Genomic DNA, 22970 nt, shown 5'->3' on the forward strand with positions numbered 1-22970 from the left:
TCTCTCCTCTATATGGGTTTAGAAATTGTTGTGCATACGTTCCAGGAGATCGGCGAGTGACTGAACTTCGTCTTCACTGAAATCCTGTAAAATCTGGTTGATAAAATTGGTCTTCTCTGCTTTGTAGCCTTCAATCTGTTTCCGACCGTGGTCCGTCAAACGAACAAAAGTGACCCGATTATCGTCGGGGTTCTTGCGTCTTGTAACCATCAGGTCCGCCTCAAGCTGTTTCAAGTGGCGTGTAATCGCAGCACTATCAATGTTAATGATTTTCTGCAGCATGGATTGGTTAATCTCATCTACCTGATCCAGCTCATGCAGAATTTCGAAGCGAGAGGAACTGATACCTGTACAGCGTTCAAACTTGGGACTGATTTTGTTACCCAACACGTTCAACAGATTGATGATTTGTTCTTCTTTGGAAACAATACGTGTCATGACTAGACCTCCCGGGTGAATCTGAATCATGAACAACGGCGTATGTTAACCAATGATTAATGTTGCAGTATACAATGCCATTGCCTAATGATTATTTGTATGCTCTCGATCATTGATGTATCAATATTTGATGCGTCAATCATTGATGTCTCAATTAATATATCATGCCTTTTATGATTTTGCAACAGGTTAGAAAATGCTGCTGATTCTAGCGTTATTATCCCACTATGTTACATTACATTCCGTATATGTTGTCCAAATGGATAAGTTAATATTGATTGTTTATGTCATTGAGAATTGTTATCAACTAATTTATAATAAAATGAAATGTACATCATGAGCGAAATTAACAGGCATTTCCTAACAGCAACAAGAAGGTATGTCGATGTAACATGGTGGGAGGGAAAGTACAGCGGATATGAATTTAAATGATCACATCAGGTTGTGGAATCATGTTTTTGTCAAAATACTGGACGTACGCCAGAACGCTTTGGATCCTGGGGAGAAGCTGAGAAATTATCAACTACCAGCGAGTACCTATCTATATATCACCGACGGAAGTGCACGGATACGAATGGATCAACACAGATATATCGTGAAGGGATTCCACATCATTCATGGAGGCAAACAGGCGCATTTAAACATGGAGACGGATTCAGGCGTGACGTATTATATGATTTTGTACAAAGCCATTCTGGCCTTGCCCTGTGGGATGGAAATTCAGCATCTGATGGACCATGAACGTCCGTTCCAGGACCAATACGCACTTGTACCAACCCGTCCGCTGCACCTGTATCAGTGTATGGAGGAATTAAAACAGGAGTGGGAACAGTCCACTAAGCTTGCAAAGTTACATGCCAAAACCTTATTTCATCAATGGGTATATTCTTTGTTGGCAGACATATACGAACAATCCATTCAGCCACATAAACCGGATACGGTCACACAGGCTATTGAATACATGAATGCTCATCTCCATAAGCCCATAGCTCTTGACGTAATGGCAGAAGCAATGGAATGCAGTGTGGGGCACTTGTCCAGGTTGTTCAAACAAAAGTTAAACATCAGTCCCATCCAGTATCTTGGACAGATCCGAATGGAGAGGGCAGCACATCTTCTGGTGCATACCCGTGCTACGCTGCAACAGATTGCAGAACAGGTCGGCTATCCGGATGCACATTCACTGAGCCGCAGCTTCAAAAAAATAAAAGGTCTTTCTCCAATTCGTTATAAAAAAGGAGTAAGCCAACGGTTTAACAAGTCGCAACAGACATTGGTATTGAACAACAAGCAAGATTTGCCCAGTATAATGCAAGAAAATGCCCTTCATTCGTTACATTCCCATCTATATAATGATATTGATTATCAATATCAAAAGAATGTTGGAGGGGAATTAATAATGCAAGGAAAATTCAAAATGACAGCACTAAGCATGATGTTGTGTCTAACGCTATTGCTCACGGCCTGTTCCAGTCCGGCACCGTCTGCAAGTGGTACGCAAACAGAGACCAATGCGGCTACTACACAATCGGGTAACCAGACAACGGAGACAGGGAAATCGACTGCACAGCCGGAGACGCGGACGGTCTCCACAATGAGGGGAGATGTGGTAATTCCGGCCAATCCTCAGCGTGTCGCTTCAGATCAATATATGGGGTACCTGCTGAAACTGGGCATTGTACCGGTTGGTGTAAGAACATTTATGCTGAACGAAGGATGGATTGAAAAGTCTGGCATTGCTGCTGATGTTATAGCGGGTATTGAGGATTTGGGAGGAGAGTTCCCAATGAATCTGGAGAAATTAGTGTCACTTGAGCCGGATCTCATCATCGGTTCCATTGATAAAAATATTGAGGATTACGAAAAAATTGCAACGACCGTCTTTTTACCTTATTGGGAAGGCGATAAAACTTCTGGTCCACTGGAAAAGCTGCGCCGGATTGCTGGTGTTTTTGGTAAAGAGAAGGAAGCAGAGCAATGGATCACGACATATGAAGAGAATATCGAAGAGACTAAGAAGCAGATTGATGGTGTAATTAAAGAAGGCGAGACCGTATCCATCATTCAAATAGGATACAAAGCGTTGTATGTACTTGGTGCAGAAGGTGGGAACTATGGTAGTTCCACGATCTACGAGATGCTGAAACTGCCTCCTACTCAGCAAGCACTCGATATGAAGGATGGATTCGAGACGATCTCCCTTGAAGTACTGCCTGAGTATATGGGAGATCATATCTTCTTATATGGTTCGGGTAGCGAAGACGCCAAAGAGATCCTGAACAGCGAGGTGTGGAAACGTCTGCCTGCTGTGCAGAAAGGACAAGTCTACGCCTATGGTTCCTTGGATGGAACAGAGGATGAGTTCGTCATGGAAGATCCCTATTCACTGGAGTTGCAGTTGGATAGTATAAAGAATTTACTATTGGGAGCTAAAAAATAGAGTTAATTAGTTCACACAGAATCGGATCAGAACGGGGAGGGGACGTGCGCATGGAGGAAAATGATTGGATCAAACAACTGGAGCAACTACATTTCTCTGCTGTCCACGTCTGCCATTACTGTAACAATCCGGGGGCTGTTCATCATCGGATCTGGAAAAGGTTCGCCATTTGCAGGGTCATCGCGGGCAAGGGATCTTTGTCTATGGATAACATTGTACATACGGTGTCTCAAGACGAGTGGTTTTTGTTGAAGCCAGGAATGCATGTGGAGTTTCAGACGGATATGGAAGCACCTGTCCGATATCAGATCATTTTATTTTCCTGTGTTACACTTACCCGGCGTCGGAATGCTTGGCATACCGAGGCATTTGATCTCCCTGTGACGGGCAAACTTAATGTTCCTTCCAATACACGTGATATTCAGGAGATGATGGATACCCTGGTGAGTGGAAAACACTCGTTTGTGAGTCTGGAAAAGACGCGCAGGAAACATCTTTTGCATCAGTTGTTGATTCAGTTAATGATGCACGTGAATGAAGCAACACCCCCTGTAGCGGGGATGGATGTGGCACTTGATTATATGACGCATCAGTATATGGAAGACATTCGAATGGATCAGATGGCCCGCATGGCAGGGCTTAGTGTGAATCATTTTATAAGAACATTCAAACGGCAACTTAATATGACCCCGATTGAATATATACTGAAACTACGTATGGCAAAGGCCAAGCAGCTGTTATTTTCTTCAGACAAAATCAAGGATATTGCAGAGCAAGTGGGTTATAAGGACGAGCACTATTTCAGCAGAGTTTTCAAGAAAAACGAAGGAATCGCCCCAACATTGTATATGAAAAATAAAGTGAATCGCATTGCCACCTTATATTACGGGTTGGACGATTATGTGATCACACTCGGTTTGAGGCCAGTATCCTCTTTATCCTATGGTCAGAGGGTGGTTCGTCATGTTGCCATACCTGCGCTTCAAGCACATAGTTATCAGGGACTTATTCTGGATAGCTTCAATCAGGACTATGATGATTTGAGGCGAGTCCAACCGGACCTGATCATTACAAGTGATCGTTTGGAGCCCAATGACTCCCTGCATCGGATCGCGCCTACCACCATGCTGGAGCACACCAATCATTTTGGCGAGAGGCTTCTGTATATGGCGGACATTATGGGTCGCACCGAACAGGCTGTACAGTGGATAGAACAACATGCTGAACTGAGCCGGGTTCTTCGAGGACGCATTCAATCGAGGTGGGGGAAACAGAGTGCCATGTTCATCCGGGTGACTTCTCATTTCTACCGAATGTATGGATTGAATAATCAGACAGGGGCGCTATTGTATGATGATCTGGGATTTTATTTGCCTCGTGATTTTCCGGAAGAACAGTGGGCTGTAGAGAGTAAAGTTCGCGATTTGCAGTTATACGACGCGGATCATGTGTTTGTAATGGTCGATCCCACAGAAGAGGCACGTGCTCAACTGAGGCAATTACAGCAATCCAGTGCATGGTTGGCATTAAAGGCTGTTCAAGAAGGCCAAGTATATAATGCAGGAGATATTTTTTTCAAAACGCTGGGTCCCACCGGACGCATGTGGGCCATGCGATATGTGGCAGAGCAACTTGGGGTTACCTTACGGTGATATTGTGCAAGAGAAGAGAGTGGAATAATCCATGGTAAGCCTGTACGCTTTTCCCTACTATAGTGATAATGATTATTATTATTAAATAGTAGAGGGGATTTACTACAAATGGTAAGACAGAGAGCAACAACGATGATACTGTTGGCCCTGCTTGTGCTCGTTCTGACGGCATGTAGCAAGGCAACAGAAGCAACGCCTCCGCAACAGGATACACCTGTGGAAGAGAGTGGTACACAAACGATTGAGCATCTTAAAGGAACAACGGTTGTACCGCAAAAAATAGAGCGTATGGTGGTATTATCTGCTGCTTACATCGATCACATGTTGACGATTGGTGAGAAACCAGCAGGCGTTAATGTAGAAGTTCGTTACGGAGGAGATTATTTGCCTTACTTTGCAGATCAGCTTGCCGGCATTCCAACGGTAGGGTCTGCAGACAGTCCTAACCTGGAGGCTATCCTTCAGATTGATCCGGATGTCATCGTTATTGAGAGTCGAACTGCGGAGAGTACGTATGATCAATTGGAGAAAATCGCTCCGACGATTGTACTTGGTACTGAATGGCTGGATTTTGTTGATGATACAACATATTGGACACAGGATCTGTTGACCATTGCCGGGATGTACAACAAAGTGGATCTGGCAAAAGAAAAGATAGCCGAGGTAGAGCAGCAGGCGAAGCAATTAAAAGCGAAGATCGAACAACTGGATCAAAAAAAGTTGGCTTATCTGCGTGTAAGAGAGAAGACCCTACAAATTTACGCGGCAAAAGGACATCCAACCAACACACTTTTGTATCATGATCTTGGATTTGTGCCAACGACTGTGACACCTGCCGAACAACGTGAGGATTTGTCCATGGAGAAAATTGCAGATGTGGATGCTGATTTCGTAGTTCTGGAGATTGACCCGAATGCCGATGAGTATTTAAACAACATCAATGCAAGCTCACTCTGGAAGGGAGTACCGGCTGTTGGTACAGATCAGGTCTATACGACAGATTCCTTCTGGTTGTTTAAGGGCTGGGGAGCAATTGGACGAAGCGAGATTATCAACGAAGTTGAAGACATGATTAATAGATGAGACGTTATCCAAGACATGATTATTCAGAGATGTCGGAAGCGCTACAGCAATTTTTTGTGACGAGGATCCAAGCGACTTGTGATGATTCCAAGTATCCTTTCCATGTGAAAGATCTGCTTAATGAAGAGAAACGAAACTTGATATTGCGTGAACAGGCTGTGCAGCAAGGGCTTCAATTGGGCTGCAAAGGAAGTGTGGCCGTCGGTACACTTTTTGCCAAACGTTACTCCGTATTTGTTATGTCCGTAATCTCAGCTTTCAGTCTATACGATACGATACTTAGCGTTGCAGACGATGATGTGCGGTTTGAATTGAATGGAGCAGGTGGCATGCGATATGAGACTCGGCTGAAGAGCTCCTTGTTGGAGGGGGGAGATCCTGTTCAGCGCAGGTCAGAGAGTGGTTTGCTCAAGAAAAGAGTGCTGCTACATCTGGAACCTGTCCTGCGAGCGGTAGCCGTCGGAACAGGAGCGAGCGATAAGGTCATGTGGTCTCTGGTTGCGCATAATGTGCAACAATTGTATGCACGAATGATCCATGATCAGAGCATTTGGAAGACAGATGAACGGCTTGCAAAGATTCAAGAAGATCAAAGCATCTGGCTGGATCGGCAAAACGATAATGCATGTACATTTGCCAATGAGCTGCAGCACTTCGAACATTCCGGTTGGCAGGGACCGCCGTTCCTGATACGCCGATATTGTTGTTTGGCATATCAGGTTGGGAGCGGCAGTCACGCACATGCATATTGTAACAGTTGTCCGAAGCTGGATTCGGAATCCCGATTGCGCAAACTTCTCCAGCAGTGAACTAACAGACACTTTTGTACCGCATGGTACGAATCTGTTTTAGACAATCTGTGTTCTCTTCGGTTTCCAGTGGGTAGAATCTATGATCGACAAGCTACACAACCTGCAGCGGCTTGAGCCAGCGTCTGCGGGTTTGTTGGCTTTGTACAAGTTCACGATACCTTTGCATTGAGGTATAGTATTCGTTATACTTCAAGCTATTGATCAATTAATCACTAACTATTGGAGGGGGGATTATCATGGCAAAGGATACAGCAGCGTCGGTTAACCGGCGAAATGATATTATCTCTGCAGCAATTGACGTCTTCGCGGAAATTGGCTATTATCGTGCGACTACAGCCCAGGTAGCTGAACGGGCACAGATCTCACAGCCGTATATATTTCGTTTTTTCAAAACAAAAGAAGCTTTATTATTAACTGCAATTGAGGTCTCATGGACACGGGTGATTGATTCGTTTCGAATTGTGGTGGAGACGGCGACACCAGATCAGTTAGAGAATGATCTCATTGAAGCCTATGATAAGATTCTGGAATCGCACAAGAGCGAAATCTTGCTTCAGATGCAGGCGCAAACGATCAGGGAGGAAGTCATTCGTCAGGCTATGCAAAAAGGCATGAGTGATGTAAGAAGCATTGTACTGGAAGCTTTCACCGTTGCAGGAATTGCTGAACCGCTAAAAAGAACCATGATTTTTCTGGCAATCGGGATGTTGTGTAATGTATCTAATGCACTGGATATGCCGGAGCTGAAGGAACGATAGAGAGGGAGGTAAAGTCCCTTTTTGAATTTTAGTTATTGATCAATCACTAATTATGGTTTATATTGTTTTCAGGTAAGTAATCGATCAATAACTAAATGAATGAAAGAGGTCGATCCACGATGAATAGAGCTATTGTGATTGGTGCCACAGGTGGAACAGGTGCAGCAATTACGGAGGAATTGATTAGACGGGGTATTTCTACCATTGCATTTGGGCGCTCCCGTCAAAAGTTGGAGCAACTTGCGGTAAAGTTGGGATCTTCAGATCACCTGCAAATCGCAGTGGGGGATGCATTTCGATCGGAGGATATTATTGCTGCTTCCCAGGGTGCCGATGTCATATTTCATTGTGCGAATGTCCCTTATAACAAGATGGAGAGCAGGCTAATTCCGCTGGGCGAATCCGTGATGGTGGCGGCAGAACACATGGGTCTGAACGTGGTGGTAATAGACGGAATCTACCCCTATGGCAGAAGACAAATGAAGGAAGTAACCGAAGAACATCCGAAACAGCCACATACGCGCAAAGGCAAGACACGACTTGCCTATGAACAGATGTTATTCAGTGCAAAATGGAGCAAAGTTCAGGTGATGATTGTTCGCTTGCCGGACTATTATGGCCCAACGGCCAATCAGGCTTCCTATCTGGGTTCAACCCTTGAAGCGATAGCAAAAGGCAAGATGGCTTTTTTTATCGGGAATATGAAAGTACCCAGAGAGTACATCTATTTACCGGATGCTGCAGTCATGGTGGTGGAGCTGGCAAGCAGAGATACGACGTATGGACAGAGCTGGAACATTCCTGGATCGGGGATCATCTCGGGTCATGACATCGTGCGTATGGCACAGAAGGCTGCGGGGAGAAGCAAACCTGTGATGGCGTTAGGAAAAGTGGGATTGACGTTGATCGGACTAGGTGTACCCGTTATGAAAGAAATTGTAGAAATGTTATATCTGACCGAGGAACCCCTGATCTTGAGCAGACAGAAGTATGAGGAACGTATTGGCACGGTTGTGGCAACCTCTTTTGAAGAAGGAATTGCTTTGACGATTAAAGAGCTGCAAGGGGAGTAGAAGGGAATATATTTTTAGATCTTATACACCACGTCAATTCTCCGCATTTTATAATAGTACAATCTATGCCCGGGACTAGCTTTGTACGCCCTTTATTATTAAGCCTATGAATGTCACTTTGTTAGTGATTAATCAATTACTTTAAGCGCGATTGGACTAATTGGTACTATGGGGACGACCAGAGTCACTGGAGAGACGGGTCTAACAGGGATCACAGGACTAACGGGAACCACTGGGCCAACCGGGTCCAACTTTGCAAACACAAGGGTTCTGGGCGATTGCTCTATCCCTGGGTGCTAGGGTTAATCCAGCCTTTCTTGTACAGAGAACATCACCTACGGTAACGACGCTGGTCAGTGGTCTGTTGCCCGTCCTAAACGTCGCGATTACGCTACTTACACTGCGGGCAGTGCTGGGAAGTGGTTCAGTCACTTTGGCAGTGGAAGTCGCACTGAATGCGGGAGATGTGATTGGACTGTTCTATGCTGGCTGCAAGCGGGCTAACGATTAAGTTGAATCTGGGCAGTGGTGCTACGAATGGCATTGTGTGGTCTGTGCATGAGATTACCTAAAAATACTTCTTAACGGACGGTGCCTATGGACAAATTCGTAAAGTTGTAATAAGTTAGTTTGAAGATATTCGAAATATCTTTTAGAAATTGGACTAACAAGTGAGGTGGATTTCATGATTCCTATTTTGGGACGCATTAACGAATTAAGTCGAAAACAACGCAGCAGCGTCGGATTGACAAAAGCAGAACAGAGCGAGCAGCAGGAGCTTAGAAAACAATATTTGCAGGCTATTCGAGGTCAGGTACTGACAACCATGCTGGCAGTATCCGTTGTGGACCCGCTGGGTCATGATGTGACCCCTGAGAAATTAACCAATGAAAAATTGCAGCGCCGTGAACAGGCCGGCCAATAGCATTCCATTAATAAGACAGACCAAGGATACATCTTGGTCTGTCTTTTTTATTTTCTGTAAAGCATCCATCTAGAAGAAAGCTCATCAAAGAAGAGGGTACCGCCCAGTTAGGATTTCGTGTGAATTAACAAGCATGTTAGAAATTTTTAGTTTTTATGACAATAAAGCTACCTCGAACTTCAAATCATCCCCGACAACTCATATAATAACGCTAATATATGTCATGATTACAAGTGGAAAACAAAATTTTCTTCATATAACTAACAAGAAACTAACATTAAATAATTTAAAAGAAAGTTCATATGTGTCCTTGAAAGGGTTGATGAATCATGAGCCTGGAAGATTTGAATGAACGTGTGAAGAAAGATCTAGCTTATTTGTCATTTGGTGGTTCGAACTGGGTACGCCCAAGAGAACATGCGGATGGTCATGTCTATGATGTTGTCATTGTAGGCGGAGGCCAGAGTGGATTAGGGGCGGCATTTGGACTTCTTCGTGAACGAATCTCCAATATTCTCGTTATTGACGAGAATACCTCAGGCCTTGAAGGGCCTTGGGAGACTTATGCGCGTATGGTTACTTTGCGTACACCCAAGCATCTGACTTCCATCGATCTGGGTATTCCTTCGTTAACCTTTCGCTCATGGTGGGAAGCACAGGTGGGGCCTGAAGGTTGGGAAGAGGTAGACAAGATCCCGCGTGGAGACTGGATGAATTATTTGCGCTGGTATCGGGAAGTATTGAATCTGCCTGTTCTTAATGAGATAGAATTGACGCTTGTTGAGCCTATGGAGAACGGAATACATCGACTTCATGTGAATAAGGCAGGAACTCAGATGGACGTTATCCTTGCTCGCAAAGTAGTGTTTGCTACGGGAATACAAGGTGGTGGAGAGTGGCATGTGCCATCCATGATTGCGGATAGATTACCTCGGGATCGGTATGCCCATACGTCGGAAGCGATTGATTTTGATCGATTGAAAGGTAAAAGGGTGGCTGTGCTTGGCGGCGGTGCCTCTGCATTCGATAATGCGAGTTATGCCCTTGCCACGGGTGTGGCGGAAGCTCATGTATTTGTACGGCGGGAACAACTGCCTAGTGTTAATCCCATTCGTCAGATGGAACAATCCGGTATGATTGAGCGATATCACGCTCTTCCGGTTGCGGATAAATATGAAGTGATCTCTCATTTCTTCAAATTCAATCAACCGCCAACCAACGATACGTTTAATCGTGCGGCAGCCTGGCCTGGATTCGAACTACATTTGAATTCGCCTTGGCTGAGTGTAGAAGCGACGGACCAAGGTGCGATTGTGCACACGGCAAAGGGAGCATTTACGTTTGATTTTCTGATTATTAGCACAGGTCTGCTTAGTGATCCGGCACTCCGTCCTGAACTGAAGCTTGTGGAGCCATACATCGCGCGCTGGGAGGACTGTTATCAGGCTCCGCCAGAGCATCGCAATGCATTGCTGGATGCACATCCTTACCTGAGTTCTGGGTTTGCAATGACCAGCAGGAGTGAACAGGGTGAGAAACCGTTGCATGGACTGTTTGTATTCAACTACTCTGCACTTGCCAGCTGTGGTCTGTCGGCATCGGCAATATCGGGAACCAAGAGCGCAGTGCCGAAACTAGTCTCTGCGATAGCCGATCAGTTGTTCCTCGATGATCGGGAGATTATTTTGCAGCAATTCTATGCGTATGAAGAAGAGGAATTTACGGCTACATGGGTGAAAAGTGGTGCCCTCGGCTAAATGAAAACACTGCATAAGTTAGTGAACGTGTGGCATCTGATGCTGCACGTTTTTTTAATTTTTACAGGATGAAGGTTACACTTGCCTCTAATTTGTTGTAAAATGTCGGTTGGAACATGTTAAAGGCAGGGATAATAGATGAATGAAATGAACTATGAACAATTTAGAGCTCACTTGAAGAAAGCGTCGCGTAAACGAAATGTACCTTTGATTAAGATCGTAGCATTTCAAGAGAAATACATGAAGATTGAAGAAGTTCAATTTTACGATGTGGAACAAAATCATATGAGTGTTCAGGCCTGCAATACGTTGTGGATGCATCTGGAGAATAAATCGTTCCGTAATATGGTGTCCCAACATTTGCAGTTTTATAGAGACATGGAGAACCTGGGTCGGCATTCCTTTGAGAATCTGATCAAAGAACTATATGATACGTCTGTTCCTGTGCTGCTCGATTACAATCCCGCTCATTATTACACCTCGGGGCAGCTCGCTGAGATTCTGGTCATGGACGAGGAGAGGCTGGTTGAACAATTGGAGATGGGCCGATTCAAGGGGGCTTTTATTAATGAAGAAGGTAAATGGCTTAAACCCAAACCGGATGCAATGGTTGTAGAGTCATAAACGCGCATGTAAATCCTATGAATAGTTAAATCCTGCAACGCCGCGCTTGAAGCGCCGGATGCTGCAGGATTTTTAATGGATATGAAGCGCACGGAATGACATCTTTATGGACAGGGAAACTTCGTTCGATGAATACTCCAGTCTCTGACGAACTCTAAATCCATCTTTACAAGGATTAGGAGTCCCAGCGATCAGAACGAGGCTCGCGGGCCCGAATAATATTGATTAGTGCTGAAGAGCATGAGTTACGTGAGTCGAAAGTTGCGGGTTTTTGAAGGTTTTTTAATTATTTTGAATGAAAGTGGTTGTTTTTTGAGGGATTTATGATACTATAGAAGCAGTTGGAGGAATGAAGATGCTGACTGAAGAACGATATGCTGCAATTATAGAGCGCTTACATTTACAGGGAATTGTGAAATTACAAGAACTAGTTGATGTGTTGGGTGCTTCTGAATCAACGATTAGGCGTGACTTGATCGATCTGGAGAGTCGTCAGATGCTCAAACGCATCCACGGCGGTGCCGCACTGGTGAATGAAAAAACGCTGGAACCGGGCATGGAAGAAAAAACGTTCAAAAACATTCAACAAAAAACGACGATTGCCCGTTTGGCTGCACAGGAGATCGAAAATGGCGAATGCATTTATCTGGATGCAGGGACGACAACGTTAGCTATGATTCCTTTTATTGAAGCTAAAGACGTAACGGTTGTAACCAACGGACTTTCACATGTTGAAGCTTTGGTAAGCAAACGTATTCGCAGTTATTTGCTCGGAGGTATGATGAAAATTCATACCAAAGCAGTCATTGGCAGTATCGCATTACAGAACATGGATAATTTCCGTTTTGATAAATGTTTTCTTGGAAGCAATGGAGTTGATCCCGAAATGGGGTATACAACACCGGATCCGGAGGAAGCCTTGATTAAAAGGCGTGCACATCAATTGTCGGGAAAATCTTATGTGCTGGCTGATTCCAGCAAAATAGGGGAAATTACTTTTGCCAAATTGTTTGATTTGGAGGAGGCCGATTTGATTACTGAGCAGATGCCAGAACACTGGCGGCCTGGAATCGCCCAGAAAACTAAAATAATTGAGGGATAACGATGATATATACGATAACACTTAACCCGTCCATTGATTACATCGTGGAAGTGGATGAGCTAAAACTTGGCGGATTGAATCGAATGAATCGGGATTTGAAGCTCCCTGGCGGCAAAGGCATTAATGTCTCTCGCATACTGAATCAACTTGGAGCAGATAACACGGCCATTGGTTTCCTTGGTGGATTTACGGGACGTTTCATTAATGACAAGTTGCAAGAAGATAACATTCGGACAGACTTTGTCACAATTGCAGACGATACTCGCATTAACATCAAGCTGAAGCATGGAGAAGAGACAGAGATTAATGGTCTTGGACCTGCAATTAGTGCCGAAGAGGCAGAGCAGTTGCTTCACAGATTGTCTTCATTGGAAAAAGGAGATATTGTCATCCTCTCCGGAAGTGTGCCGCCTTCACTTGGAACGGATTTTTATGATCGTCTCATTAAAGTATGCAAGCAAACGGGTGCCGAATTTGTGATTGATACCACTGGCCCTGCGTTAATGGAAGCTCTGGAACATGCACCATTGCTGGTGAAGCCAAATCATCATGAACTGGCTGAACTGTTCGGTGTAACGATTGATACACGCGAGGAACTGGTGTTATACGGGCGTAAGTTGCTGGAAGCCGGTGCTAAACATGTGTTGATTTCCATGGCAGGTGAGGGTGCACTATTCATTACCAAAGCGGAAGTTCATCATGCGAATGTGCCAAAAGGCACTGTGAAAAACTCGGTTGGTGCCGGTGACTCCATGATTGGCGGATTTGTAGGTACTTATGTACAGAGCGGAGATTTGCTGGAAGCTTTCCGCACAGGGGTTGCATCTGGAAGCGCGACTGCGTTCTCGGATGATCTGGCAACACGTGAATTGATTGATGAACTACGCAATCAAGTGACCATTACGACAATCTAGTTTAAAAGACATATAAAAGCTTTTCATTGTAATTGTAATTGTAATGTAGTGAGGCCTGCCTATGCAGGCCGACTGAACTTAAGGGAGTGTACCAAGATGAGAATAACAGACTTGATGATCCAGGAAACAATGATCATGGACCTGCAAGCCACAACCAAAGATGAGGCTATTGATGAACTGATTGCAAGCCTGAACCGAAGCGGACGAATTAATGATCCGGTCCTGTTCAAGGAAATGATCTATAAAAGAGAAGCTGAATCGAGCACAGGGATCGGTGGCGGAATTGCGATGCCACATGCCAAGACAACAGCAGTGAATGAACCAACGGTTGTATTTGCCAAGAGTAGAAAAGGACTTGATTTTGAAGCGTTGGATGATCAGCCAGCTCATGTGTTCTTCATGATTGCGGCTCCAGAAGGCGCAGGTAATACCCATCTGCGTACGCTTGCAGCCCTTTCCAGGTTGTTGATTGATAGCGATTTCATCTCACAATTGATGAGTACAGATACACCTGCGGAAGTTAGTGCATTGTTTGATGCCAAACAGGCAGAAGCAGCGGAGAAGGAAGTAGCCAAAGAAAAAGCAAAAGCTGAAAAAGCAGCAAATGCCGCATCGGGCTCCACTAGCAATCAGCAACAGAATACCTCTGGGGTCATTGTAGGTAATGCCAATTCGGAAGATTTTGTTGTTGCGGTTACAGCCTGTCCAACCGGTATAGCTCATACGTTTATGGCTGAAGATGCACTTAAAAAGAAAGCTCAGGAAATGGGCATTAATATTCGCGTAGAGACAAACGGCTCTGAAGGAGCGCAGAATGTTCTCACTGCTGATGAGATCGCTCGTGCTAAAGGGGTTATCGTTGCCGCAGACAAAAATGTGGAGATGGCACGTTTCGATGGCAAACCGGTATTGCAAAGACCGGTGAGTGATGGAATTCGTAAATCCGAAGAGCTGATTCGCAAAGCCGTTAACGGTGACGCACCGATCTATCACAGCCAAGGCGGAAATGCCAAAGAAGATGGCGCAAACACTGGTAAGATCAGTGTAGGTAGCAAAATCTATAAAGATCTGATGAACGGTATCTCGCATATGCTTCCGTTTGTCGTAGGTGGAGGAATCCTCCTGGCTATTTCGTTCCTTATTGAACAGCTTGCGGGCGAGGATAATCCCCTCTTCCAGCTGCTTCAAACGATCGGTGGCGGAACAGGTGCGTTCCACTTCCTCATTCCGGTACTTGCCGGATTTATTGCGATGAGTATTGGTGATCGCCCGGCCCTGATGCCTGGTATGGTCGGTGGATTGATGGCAGTTAACTCAAACGCCGGTTTCCTTGGTGGTCTGGCTGCCGGTTTCCTGGCGGGTTATGTAGTTATTGGTCTTCGTAAGTTGTTCAAAGGATTGCCAAAAGCGATTGATGGCTTGAAACCAATCTTGCTGTATCCAGTATTTGGTTTGCTGATCGTGGGTGCCATCAGTTTCTATGTCTTTGATCCAATCTTTGGTTCCCTGAACACCTGGCTGGTAGATGCACTTGGTAACCTGGGTACAGGTAATGCGGTATTGCTGGGCTTGCTGCTTGGCGGCATGATGTCCATCGATATGGGTGGACCATTCAACAAAGCGGCTTACACGTTCGCCATTGGTGTGTTCACATCCAGTGGTAACACAGACGGTGCATGGATGGCAGCGGTTATGGCAGGCGGTATGGTGCCTCCTCTGGCGATTGCACTTGCAACAACGTTCTTCAAATCCAAATTTACAGAGCAAGAACGCAAATCAGGCCTGACTAACTATGTACTTGGATTTTCTTTCATTACAGAAGGTGCAATTCCATTTGCTGCGGCTGATCCATTGCGTGTATTGACTTCTTGTATTCTGGGTTCCGCTGTTGCTGGCGGATTGACACAATTGTGGAGCATTAATGTGCCAGCTCCGCACGGCGGCATCTTTGTTGCAGCACTGGCGAACCACGCATTATTGTTCCTGCTCGCTGTTGCAATTGGTTCTGTGATCTCCGGTCTGATTCTGGGACTGTGGAAGAAGTCACCAACGCTTGTGAAGTAACAGATATAAGAAACATCTCCTGGGTGAAATTCACTTGGGAGATGTTTTTTATTTCAGCTTTTTCGTCAGGTAGTGGAAAGTTGCTTCCGTATTTGTGTAAAATGCTTATTTAGCTTTTACATTCATGTGTGGTAAACTAAATATAATTATATTTTGAAACTATGTTTCGTCTGATGAAACTTATGCAGGAGGAATTGGAATGTCTGATGTAATCAAAAGTCAGGTGCAGAAGCAGTTTGCGAAAAATGCAGGTAAATACGTGACGAGTTCGGGGCATGCCAAAGGTGAGGATCTCGCGTTGCTCGTGGCTTCATCTCAAGCTACTCCGGATATGAACGTGCTGGATATCGCCACAGGGGGAGGGCATGTCGCTAATGCATTGGCTCCGCTTGTTCAGCGGGTGACAGCCCTCGATCTAACGGAAGAAATGCTTCAGGTAGCTGAACGATTTATCCAGAGGAATGGACACGGTAATGTAGATTTTGTAGCCGGGGATGCAGAGAAGCTGCCATTCGATGATGATGTCTTTGACCTAGTGACCTGCCGAATTGCTGCCCACCATTTTCCGGATGTTTCTTCGTTTGTTCATGAGGCATTACGAGTTATGAAGCCCGGTGGAAGGTTGTTATTCATTGACAACGTGGCACCTGAACGTGATGAGAATGACCAGTTTTACAATGAAGTGGAGAAGTGCCGGGATGCAAGCCATGTTCGAGCATGGCGCAAGACGGAATGGATTCATATGCTGGAGTATGCCGGCTTCCGAATGGAAACGATGGTTTCCTTCCAGAAACGCTTTAAGTTTGAAGAATGGTGTAACCGTGCAGCACTGCCGGAACGGGAGAGAGGGGAGCTTGAAGCAAGCATGTTGAGTGCACCGTCTATCATTAGAAAATTTTTCGATTTTGAAGTGACCAAGAACGGGGAGCTTGACAGCTTCCAAGGAGAAAGTGTGTATATCCAAGCGATTAAACCGGCTCATATCTGATTAGGTAAAGGACCATTTAGCTGAGCGGTTTATGCAACGGTAACAGGATGAATGTGAATGTTGATAAAATAAAACAAGCAGAGTACCTTGAATAGGTAGTTCTGCTTGTTTTATTTTGCATATTGATAATCAAAGCGACGGTTTAGGGTTTAAGTATAACTTTGGTACATTCGTCTTCATGATCGTTGAAAATGCGATACGCATCGCTTGCATTCTCCAGTGAAATCCGATGGGAGATGATCTCGGTTGGATCAAATTCACCAGCAGTGATTTTGCGGAACAATTCAGGCATGTAATGTATAACAGGAGCTTGTCCCATTTTGAGATTGATATTGCGTTCAAACAAATTGCCTAAAGGAAACATGTTGTAGGAAGAGCCATATACACCCGTAAGTTGCAGTGTGCCAAATTTGCGGATCGCTTTCATGCCGATTTCGATCGCACTCAGTGAACCGCCGTGAAGTTTCAGCTTCTGCCCGATTTCTTCCAGCATGTTCTTTTTACCATCCATACCTACACAATCGATAACAACGTCGGTTCCGCCTTGTGTAATCTCGCGAATGTGCTCACCCATATCATCGTAATCTTCGAAATTAAAGATCTCTGCATCGTTCAAACGTTTGGCTTTCTCCAGTCGATAGGGCAGGCGATCTACAGCAATAACGCGTTTGGCACCTTTCATCCAGGCGAACTTCTGTGTCATCAGCCCAATTGGACCGCTTCCGAGTACAGTGACTGTATCTCCCGGTTTAACTCCGGCATTCTCGACGCTCCAGTAAGCGGTTGGAAGAACATCGGACAGGAACAATAGGGCTTCATCTTCAAGTTCACAGGATTCAGGAATCACAAACGGAGTGAAGTTCCCGTAGGGAACACGCAATAATTCTGCCTGCCCTCCGGGGTGATTTCCGTAGCGTTCGGTGAACCCAAAATAACCCCCTGTATGAATATCCGGATTGCCATTGGAATTATCGCACTGGCTCTCCATGTCATGATTGCAATAGAAGCACTCACCACAAGCGATGTTAAAAGGCAGGACCACACGGTCCCCCTTCTTCACACGTGTCACTTCCGGACCTACTTCTTCTACAATGCCCATCGGTTCATGACCGATAACATAATCTTTGGCAGCAGGCAAGGCTCCCTGGTAAATATGCAAATCGGATCCACATATAGCTGTGGAAGTAATACGAACGATAATATCATCCTTCTGTTGCAGTTTGGGATCTTCAACCTCTTTGACTTGAATGTCCTTGATTCCCTGAAACGTAACGGCTCTCATCTTTCATATTCCTCCTTATATAGTGGGATTCTCTGACGATTACCCCATTTCAGCTTAAATGATAGATATACATACTAAATTAAACGACAGGCCATTTTACTTTACGCAAGGCATTGAGCAACTCAGGCGGCGCATTCAGATTGTCACGGACCAGATCCTGCGGGGTTAACGCCATCCACTGATTCAGCGATACATCCTCGAATCGATCACTTCGGAATATTTCCAAAAACCATAAAGTGTCTGTGCCGGTATTCTCTATATAGTGTCCCATTGCGACAGGAACATATCCGACATCTCCAGCCCGATAGTCAAATGTGCGAGCAATGCCATTGCCTCCAAAGACAGTCATTCTCCCTTGTCCTGTCAGATAGTATTGCCATTCATCTGCATTGGGATGCCAGTGCAGTTCACGCATGGCGCCAGGTCGGATCTCAACGAGTGCGGCTGCAACGGTAGTTGAGATGGGGAAGTTGGTGGAGTCGACAATCCTTACGCTTCCGCCGGGGGTAATGAGTGGTTCCTGGGCCAACAATCGGTGTTTGAATGTGAGAGGAACGGTGCCATATGGCGACTGAACTTCCTGGCTCTCGATGGAACCCGGGACGGTATCTTGGAAAATGTAGACCTGTTCCTTCGGCATTGACTGAAAAGCGGATTCGGGCACGCCAAAATTGACAGACAGTACTTCTGGTGGGGTATGGGCAAACCAATCCGATATAGATAACGTATTTAGATCGGAGAAGGACCCGTCATCAAACACAAGCAGAAATTCACAACCTTCCTCCAGCCCCTGAATGGAATGGGGTAGACCTTTGGGGAAAAACCAGAGATCGCCAGGCCCGACATCCGCAATAAAATTACGTCCGTTCTGATCTACCGAAGTGATTCTTGCCGTTCCCCAGATCATATAGGCCCACTCGGATTGTTGATGCCAGTGCAATTCCCGTACACCTCCCGGTGTCAGGCTCATGTTCACACCAGCCAGTGTAGTGGCAATAGGGAGATCCCGTACGGTGATTTCACGTGACCAACCCCCATGGTTCAATTGCATATGGGTATCGGAAAAAGACATTTTCAGATTGGGCAATAACCCGTTATCGGTTGCCGGAGGTACCAGCATATCGGGGTTTTGTATATCTCTCATGACGTCTCTCGGTCCCAGATCAGGTCCTCCTACGCCATCACTGCGAATGGGTTGCGGGATGATAAATGGTTTTTCATTTGGTTGCTGTCCTTTGGTCATGAAGTGATCCCTCCAGATTCAGTCCCATGGCACACGCGACATGGTATCGTTATGTTTACACCTATGAATCAGGGCCTGGATAATATGAGGGACAACATCCATCATGATTAAGCTGGGTTGGTTGGGGGCTTTCCAGACTACAGTGTACGGAAACGCTGTTCATAAATCTCGTTTACCCGGTGGAGAACGGCAGGGCCCTGCTCTGTGAAACGAAGTGCTGTCGCTTTATTTTTCACCAGGAACGTACCGGATTCGTGTTCGGTTGGGGATAAGGCCGCATTGTAGAGCAACGAAGCGCCATGGCTTGGATGGGGAAAGAACCATTTCATAATGGGTTTGATATAGAAAGGTAATCCGGATGTTTTGTTGCCCCTTAGCGTATTATTTCCACCGGGATCTACGCTTAGTAATTGTATGCCTTCCGCTTTGGCAGACTTGGCAACCTCGCGTGTCCATAGGGATAAACCGAGCTTTGAAATGGCATAGGGACCAAACAGCTTTTTGAATTCAGCTGGACGTTCCAGGATGTTCAGATCAAATTGTTTGACCATTTTAAACGCGGTGGTGGAAGTATTAATAACTGTTTTCATCTGTCCTTTGAGCAATAGCTCAACGAATTCCATGTAGATGATGTAAGGGACTACCGTCTGAAGTTCAAAGTGCAGTTCATGCCCCTGATCAGAGAAACGAAGCTCCGAAGCGCTACCCCCCGCATTGTTAAACAAGACATCAATTGAATCGGTATCGGATTGGATCTGATCTAATGCAGTTCTCAGACTGTCGTAGTTGGTCAGATTAGCCTGAACCCAACGGAGCTGGCCTGAACGTAAGGCGTTCTGAATATCGGTATCCTCGGATGGGAAAGCAGAACGGTTGAGACCGATGACCTGCCATCCTGCAGCCAGTAACTTGCGTGTCAGTTCAAGACCAATTCCTGACGTTGACCCTGTGATGAGAGCGGTGCGAAGCTGATTTTGTATATTCATATATACCTCCAGATAGAATGGGATTACAGAACGAATCTGTATGCTGCGCTCATTCTATAACTTGGAGTCGACTCCAAGTCAAGGGGTATTGGGATGGGATGGATCATGCTTGACTTGGAGTCAACTCCAAGTTGTAATATGGAGAGAAATGAATGTGGAGGAGGTCCATATGATGAGCGACAATGTAATGTTCTCCATTAAAGAAACGTCAGAACAGGCCGGATTATCAGAAGATACAATTCGTTATTATGAGAAGATTGGGCTGCTTCCCCGAGCTGAACGCAAGGCCAATCGCCATCGGGTATATCGCTCGGAGGATATCCATACGATGAAGTTGATCACATGCCTGAAAAAAACAGGAATGTCTCTGGAGGAAATGAAGCCATATTTACAAATGTCCATGGATTCCGATCTCGCAGATTTCCCGGATGAACGGGAGATGCTGGTTAATCACCGGAAGAAAGTTGAAGCACAGATTGCTTCGCTACAACAAGTCGTTGATTTTATCGATGAGAAGTTGGAGAAACGAAGTATGTATCCTGATGAATGTCCTATTACCGGGGAGAACCAGATGTCTGTTTTTGAAAAACAGAACATATTCTCCTGATGGCAGTGCTGCCGATTTGAATCTGAAAACCCACGTCATGATGACGTGGGTCTTTTTGATGTTTCTAGCATTTAATATCGAGTGTATGACGAAGTCGTTTGATATCGCTTTTGGGAGGGAGACCATACATGCGGGCATACTCCCGGCTGAATTGAGACGGACTTTCATAGCCAACCTGGAACGCAGCGTCGGCGGCATCGGTTGAACCTGCAAGCAACATTCGCCGGGCTTCATGCAATCGAATTTGTTTCTGGAATTGCAAAGGGCTCATGGCGGTAATGGCTTTGAAATGATGATGTAATGAGGAAGAACTCATGTTGATCATGGCAGCAAGTTGTTCAATCCGAAGTGGCTTAGCATAATCAGATTGGATGACTTCGATCACCTCGGCGATGTGCTGTGCATGACTGTCCTGAATAGCAAACTGCTTGATGGAATGTCCATGTTCATCCTGAATAATACGATATAATATTTCGCGGATAAACATAGGGGCAAGGACGGGAATGTCTTCAGGTGTATCCAGCAGCCGAACCAATCGGATCACGGCTTCAAGAAGGTCAGGTTTGGTTGAACTAACAAACAATCCTCTTCGTGTTGAATGGTCAGGTTTGGGTTGTACAAAAGGCGTATCCTGAATCAGATCGAAAATCTGCCCTGAATTAAAATCCAGTCGAATACATAGATAGGGATGTTCGGTTGTAGCCTGTACAACCTGCCCTGAAATAGGCAAGTTTACGGAAGCTACCAAATATTGTGACAGGTCGTAGATGTAGCTCTCGCGGCCGAGTATAACTAATTTGGAACCTTGGGCGACAATGCAGAGGGAAGGCTGATAAACGGAATATATGGGTTGTGAGATTTCGGAGGCACGGATTAAGGCAAGCGATGGAATTGCTGTAGGATGTATCCCGTCACTTGGGGTGAAATGCTCAATAAGTTGAGCCAATTGTTGCTGCTGCTCCGTGATGCCCGTATCCGTTTCATTTGTTTTGATAAGCAAGAATTGTAGCCCCCCTTGTAAACCACTATTACTATTATTTTAAAATGTTCTGGAGGAATAGGCAAGAATACTGTGGGATTTTTCTATCGTACAACGATTGATTCTCTCCATAATGGAGATAAGCAACAGAATCTTTTGAAGCAGAGAGGAGCGAGAAACAATGGAGCGCAGTTCAATGGGTGACCAACAAGAACCAAAACACCCGTATGTGGGGATGTGGGTCACGAAGGATGGATATATCAGACACGAACTTCTTCCTTGCGGTAGATATGATGAAGCAAGAGGAGATCGGCAAAGTGCATATCAGGGTCTCTATGTTATTCATGGGAAACATATAGAATACGTGGATGATATGGGATTTACAGCGGATGGAGACTTCAGAGACGGCGTTTTGTATCATGCAGGCATGGTTTTGTATAGAGAAAATGTACAATAACAACCAAATAAGGAGCGATATAATATGTCCAATGTAAAAGGGAAAGTTGTTGTGATTACCGGTGCGAGTAGTGGAATTGGTGAGTCAACAGCTCGATTGCTTGCACAGCATGGAGCGCATGTAGTTATTGGAGCTAGGCGTGTGGACCGTTTGGAGGCATTGGCCTCTTCCATTCGTTTGGAGGGCGGATCAGTGGAGTATCATTCGCTGGATGTTACCAGATTGGAAGAGATGCAAACCATCGTTGACCTCGCTCAAACTCGCTATGGACGTGTCGATGTCATTTTAAATAACGCTGGAGTCATGCCGCTATCTCCCCTTGAATCGTTAAAAGTAGATGAGTGGAATCGCATGATAGATGTTAACATTCGTGGTGTTCTGCATGGCATAGCGGCTGGACTCCCCGTCATGAAAAAGCAGGGGTTCGGCCAGTTTATTAATATCGCCTCTATTGGAGCCTATGCCGTGTCACCAACGGCCGCGGTGTATTGTGCAACCAAATACGCGGTCCGCGCCATCTCGGAGGGGTTGCGGCAGGAAGTAGGCGGAGATATCCGCGTAACCCTTGTAGCCCCGGGCGTGACGGAATCGGAACTCGCGGATACGATTTCCGATGAAGAAGCACGTGATCTCATGAAAGAGTATCGGCGCATATCCATTCCCGCCTCGGCGATTGCGCAAAGTATCTTGTTCGCCATTAGCCAGCCGGCAGAGGTGGACGTAAATGAGATTGTAGTCAGACCGACAGCAAGCATGGCTTAAGGTCTGATCCTCTTTTGGTATATA

Annotated in this window: 22 protein-coding genes; 17 read left to right on the forward strand and 5 right to left on the reverse strand. The window is 45.4% G+C overall.

What is annotated here, in order from left to right; genetic code table 11:
• Positions 1 to 18: 18 nt before the first annotated feature.
• Positions 19 to 438, reverse strand: a complete 420-nt coding sequence (locus MKY92_RS09690) for a MarR family transcriptional regulator (protein WP_221823224.1) — start codon at positions 436 to 438, stop codon at positions 19 to 21.
• A 574-nt stretch (positions 439 to 1012) separates the two neighbouring features.
• Here MKY92_RS09690 and MKY92_RS09695 point away from each other — a divergent pair.
• The 14 genes from MKY92_RS09695 to MKY92_RS09760 all read left to right on the forward strand — a co-directional run bounded on the left by MKY92_RS09695 (position 1013) and on the right by MKY92_RS09760 (position 16630).
• Complete coding sequence (locus MKY92_RS09695) at positions 1013 to 2878, forward strand: AraC family transcriptional regulator (protein ID WP_339300422.1); 1866 nt, start codon at positions 1013 to 1015, stop codon at positions 2876 to 2878.
• A 50-nt stretch (positions 2879 to 2928) separates the two neighbouring features.
• Complete coding sequence (locus MKY92_RS09700; protein ID WP_339300424.1) at positions 2929 to 4530, forward strand: helix-turn-helix domain-containing protein; 1602 nt, start codon at positions 2929 to 2931, stop codon at positions 4528 to 4530.
• Between the two features lie 108 nt (positions 4531 to 4638).
• A complete protein-coding gene (locus MKY92_RS09705; RefSeq protein WP_339300426.1) occupies positions 4639 to 5613 on the forward strand; it encodes an ABC transporter substrate-binding protein in 975 nt (324 codons plus the stop codon).
• Complete coding sequence (locus MKY92_RS09710; protein ID WP_339300428.1) at positions 5610 to 6422, forward strand: hypothetical protein; 813 nt, start codon at positions 5610 to 5612, stop codon at positions 6420 to 6422. The genes MKY92_RS09705 and MKY92_RS09710 overlap by 4 nt, the downstream gene beginning before the upstream one ends.
• Positions 6423 to 6661: 239 nt before the next feature.
• Positions 6662 to 7183, forward strand: a complete 522-nt coding sequence (locus MKY92_RS09715; RefSeq protein ID WP_339300430.1) for a TetR/AcrR family transcriptional regulator — start codon at positions 6662 to 6664, stop codon at positions 7181 to 7183.
• 119 nt (positions 7184 to 7302) lie between these two features.
• Positions 7303 to 8256, forward strand: a complete 954-nt coding sequence (locus tag MKY92_RS09720; protein WP_339300433.1) for an SDR family NAD(P)-dependent oxidoreductase — start codon at positions 7303 to 7305, stop codon at positions 8254 to 8256.
• A 253-nt stretch (positions 8257 to 8509) separates the two neighbouring features.
• Positions 8510 to 8767: a hypothetical protein gene (locus tag MKY92_RS09725; protein WP_339300435.1), complete on the forward strand. Its 258-nt coding sequence runs from the start codon at positions 8510 to 8512 to the stop codon at positions 8765 to 8767.
• 174 nt (positions 8768 to 8941) lie between these two features.
• The gene (locus MKY92_RS09730) at positions 8942 to 9181 is read left to right on the forward strand and encodes a DUF896 domain-containing protein (RefSeq protein ID WP_017689452.1); all 240 of its coding nucleotides are present in this window, start codon (positions 8942 to 8944) and stop codon (positions 9179 to 9181) included.
• Positions 9182 to 9510: 329 nt separating this feature from the next.
• Positions 9511 to 10938, forward strand: coding sequence for an NAD(P)-binding domain-containing protein (locus MKY92_RS09735; RefSeq protein WP_339300437.1), 1428 nt, complete (start codon positions 9511 to 9513; stop codon positions 10936 to 10938).
• Between the two features lie 138 nt (positions 10939 to 11076).
• Entirely contained in the window at positions 11077 to 11562 is a 486-nt protein-coding gene (locus tag MKY92_RS09740; protein WP_339300439.1) for a hypothetical protein, read from the forward strand.
• 355 nt (positions 11563 to 11917) lie between these two features.
• Complete coding sequence (locus MKY92_RS09745; protein ID WP_017689448.1) at positions 11918 to 12664, forward strand: DeoR/GlpR family DNA-binding transcription regulator; 747 nt, start codon at positions 11918 to 11920, stop codon at positions 12662 to 12664.
• A gap of 2 nt (positions 12665 to 12666) precedes the next feature.
• Positions 12667 to 13578 (forward strand): 1-phosphofructokinase, encoded by a 912-nt coding sequence (gene pfkB, locus MKY92_RS09750; RefSeq protein WP_339300441.1) that lies wholly within the window; start codon positions 12667 to 12669, stop codon positions 13576 to 13578.
• Between the two features lie 96 nt (positions 13579 to 13674).
• Entirely contained in the window at positions 13675 to 15642 is a 1968-nt protein-coding gene (locus tag MKY92_RS09755) for a fructose-specific PTS transporter subunit EIIC (RefSeq protein WP_339300443.1), read from the forward strand.
• A 199-nt stretch (positions 15643 to 15841) separates the two neighbouring features.
• On the forward strand, positions 15842 to 16630 hold the full coding sequence (locus MKY92_RS09760) for a class I SAM-dependent methyltransferase (protein WP_339300445.1): 789 nt from the start codon (positions 15842 to 15844) through the stop codon (positions 16628 to 16630).
• Between the two features lie 142 nt (positions 16631 to 16772).
• Here MKY92_RS09760 and MKY92_RS09765 read toward each other — a convergent pair whose 3' ends face one another.
• The 3 genes from MKY92_RS09765 to MKY92_RS09775 all read right to left on the reverse strand — a co-directional run bounded on the left by MKY92_RS09765 (position 16773) and on the right by MKY92_RS09775 (position 20141).
• Positions 16773 to 17912, reverse strand: a complete 1140-nt coding sequence (locus tag MKY92_RS09765) for a zinc-dependent alcohol dehydrogenase (protein WP_074094414.1) — start codon at positions 17910 to 17912, stop codon at positions 16773 to 16775.
• A gap of 79 nt (positions 17913 to 17991) precedes the next feature.
• A complete protein-coding gene (locus MKY92_RS09770; RefSeq protein ID WP_339300447.1) occupies positions 17992 to 19155 on the reverse strand; it encodes an oxalate decarboxylase family bicupin in 1164 nt (387 codons plus the stop codon).
• A 137-nt stretch (positions 19156 to 19292) separates the two neighbouring features.
• Positions 19293 to 20141: an SDR family NAD(P)-dependent oxidoreductase gene (locus MKY92_RS09775; protein WP_339300449.1), complete on the reverse strand. Its 849-nt coding sequence runs from the start codon at positions 20139 to 20141 to the stop codon at positions 19293 to 19295.
• A gap of 169 nt (positions 20142 to 20310) precedes the next feature.
• Between MKY92_RS09775 and MKY92_RS09780 the strand changes: the two genes are divergently transcribed.
• The gene (locus MKY92_RS09780) at positions 20311 to 20748 is read left to right on the forward strand and encodes a MerR family transcriptional regulator (RefSeq protein WP_339300451.1); all 438 of its coding nucleotides are present in this window, start codon (positions 20311 to 20313) and stop codon (positions 20746 to 20748) included.
• 64 nt (positions 20749 to 20812) lie between these two features.
• Here the strand turns inward: MKY92_RS09780 and MKY92_RS09785 are convergent, their stop codons facing one another.
• On the reverse strand, positions 20813 to 21742 hold the full coding sequence (locus MKY92_RS09785) for an AraC family transcriptional regulator (protein ID WP_339301748.1): 930 nt from the start codon (positions 21740 to 21742) through the stop codon (positions 20813 to 20815).
• A 166-nt stretch (positions 21743 to 21908) separates the two neighbouring features.
• Between MKY92_RS09785 and MKY92_RS09790 the strand changes: the two genes are divergently transcribed.
• Together MKY92_RS09790 and MKY92_RS09795 are read left to right on the forward strand one after the other, a co-directional pair.
• Positions 21909 to 22184 carry an Atu4866 domain-containing protein gene (locus MKY92_RS09790; protein ID WP_339300453.1) on the forward strand — a complete coding sequence of 92 codons (276 nt, stop codon included), beginning with the start codon at positions 21909 to 21911 and terminating at the stop codon, positions 22182 to 22184.
• Between the two features lie 24 nt (positions 22185 to 22208).
• Positions 22209 to 22946: an SDR family oxidoreductase gene (locus MKY92_RS09795; RefSeq protein WP_339300454.1), complete on the forward strand. Its 738-nt coding sequence runs from the start codon at positions 22209 to 22211 to the stop codon at positions 22944 to 22946.
• The last annotated feature ends 24 nt before the right edge of the window (positions 22947 to 22970 follow it).

Origin of the sequence: Paenibacillus sp. FSL R5-0623 (genome assembly GCF_037974265.1) — a bacterium.
Classification (GTDB): domain Bacteria; phylum Bacillota; class Bacilli; order Paenibacillales; family Paenibacillaceae; genus Paenibacillus.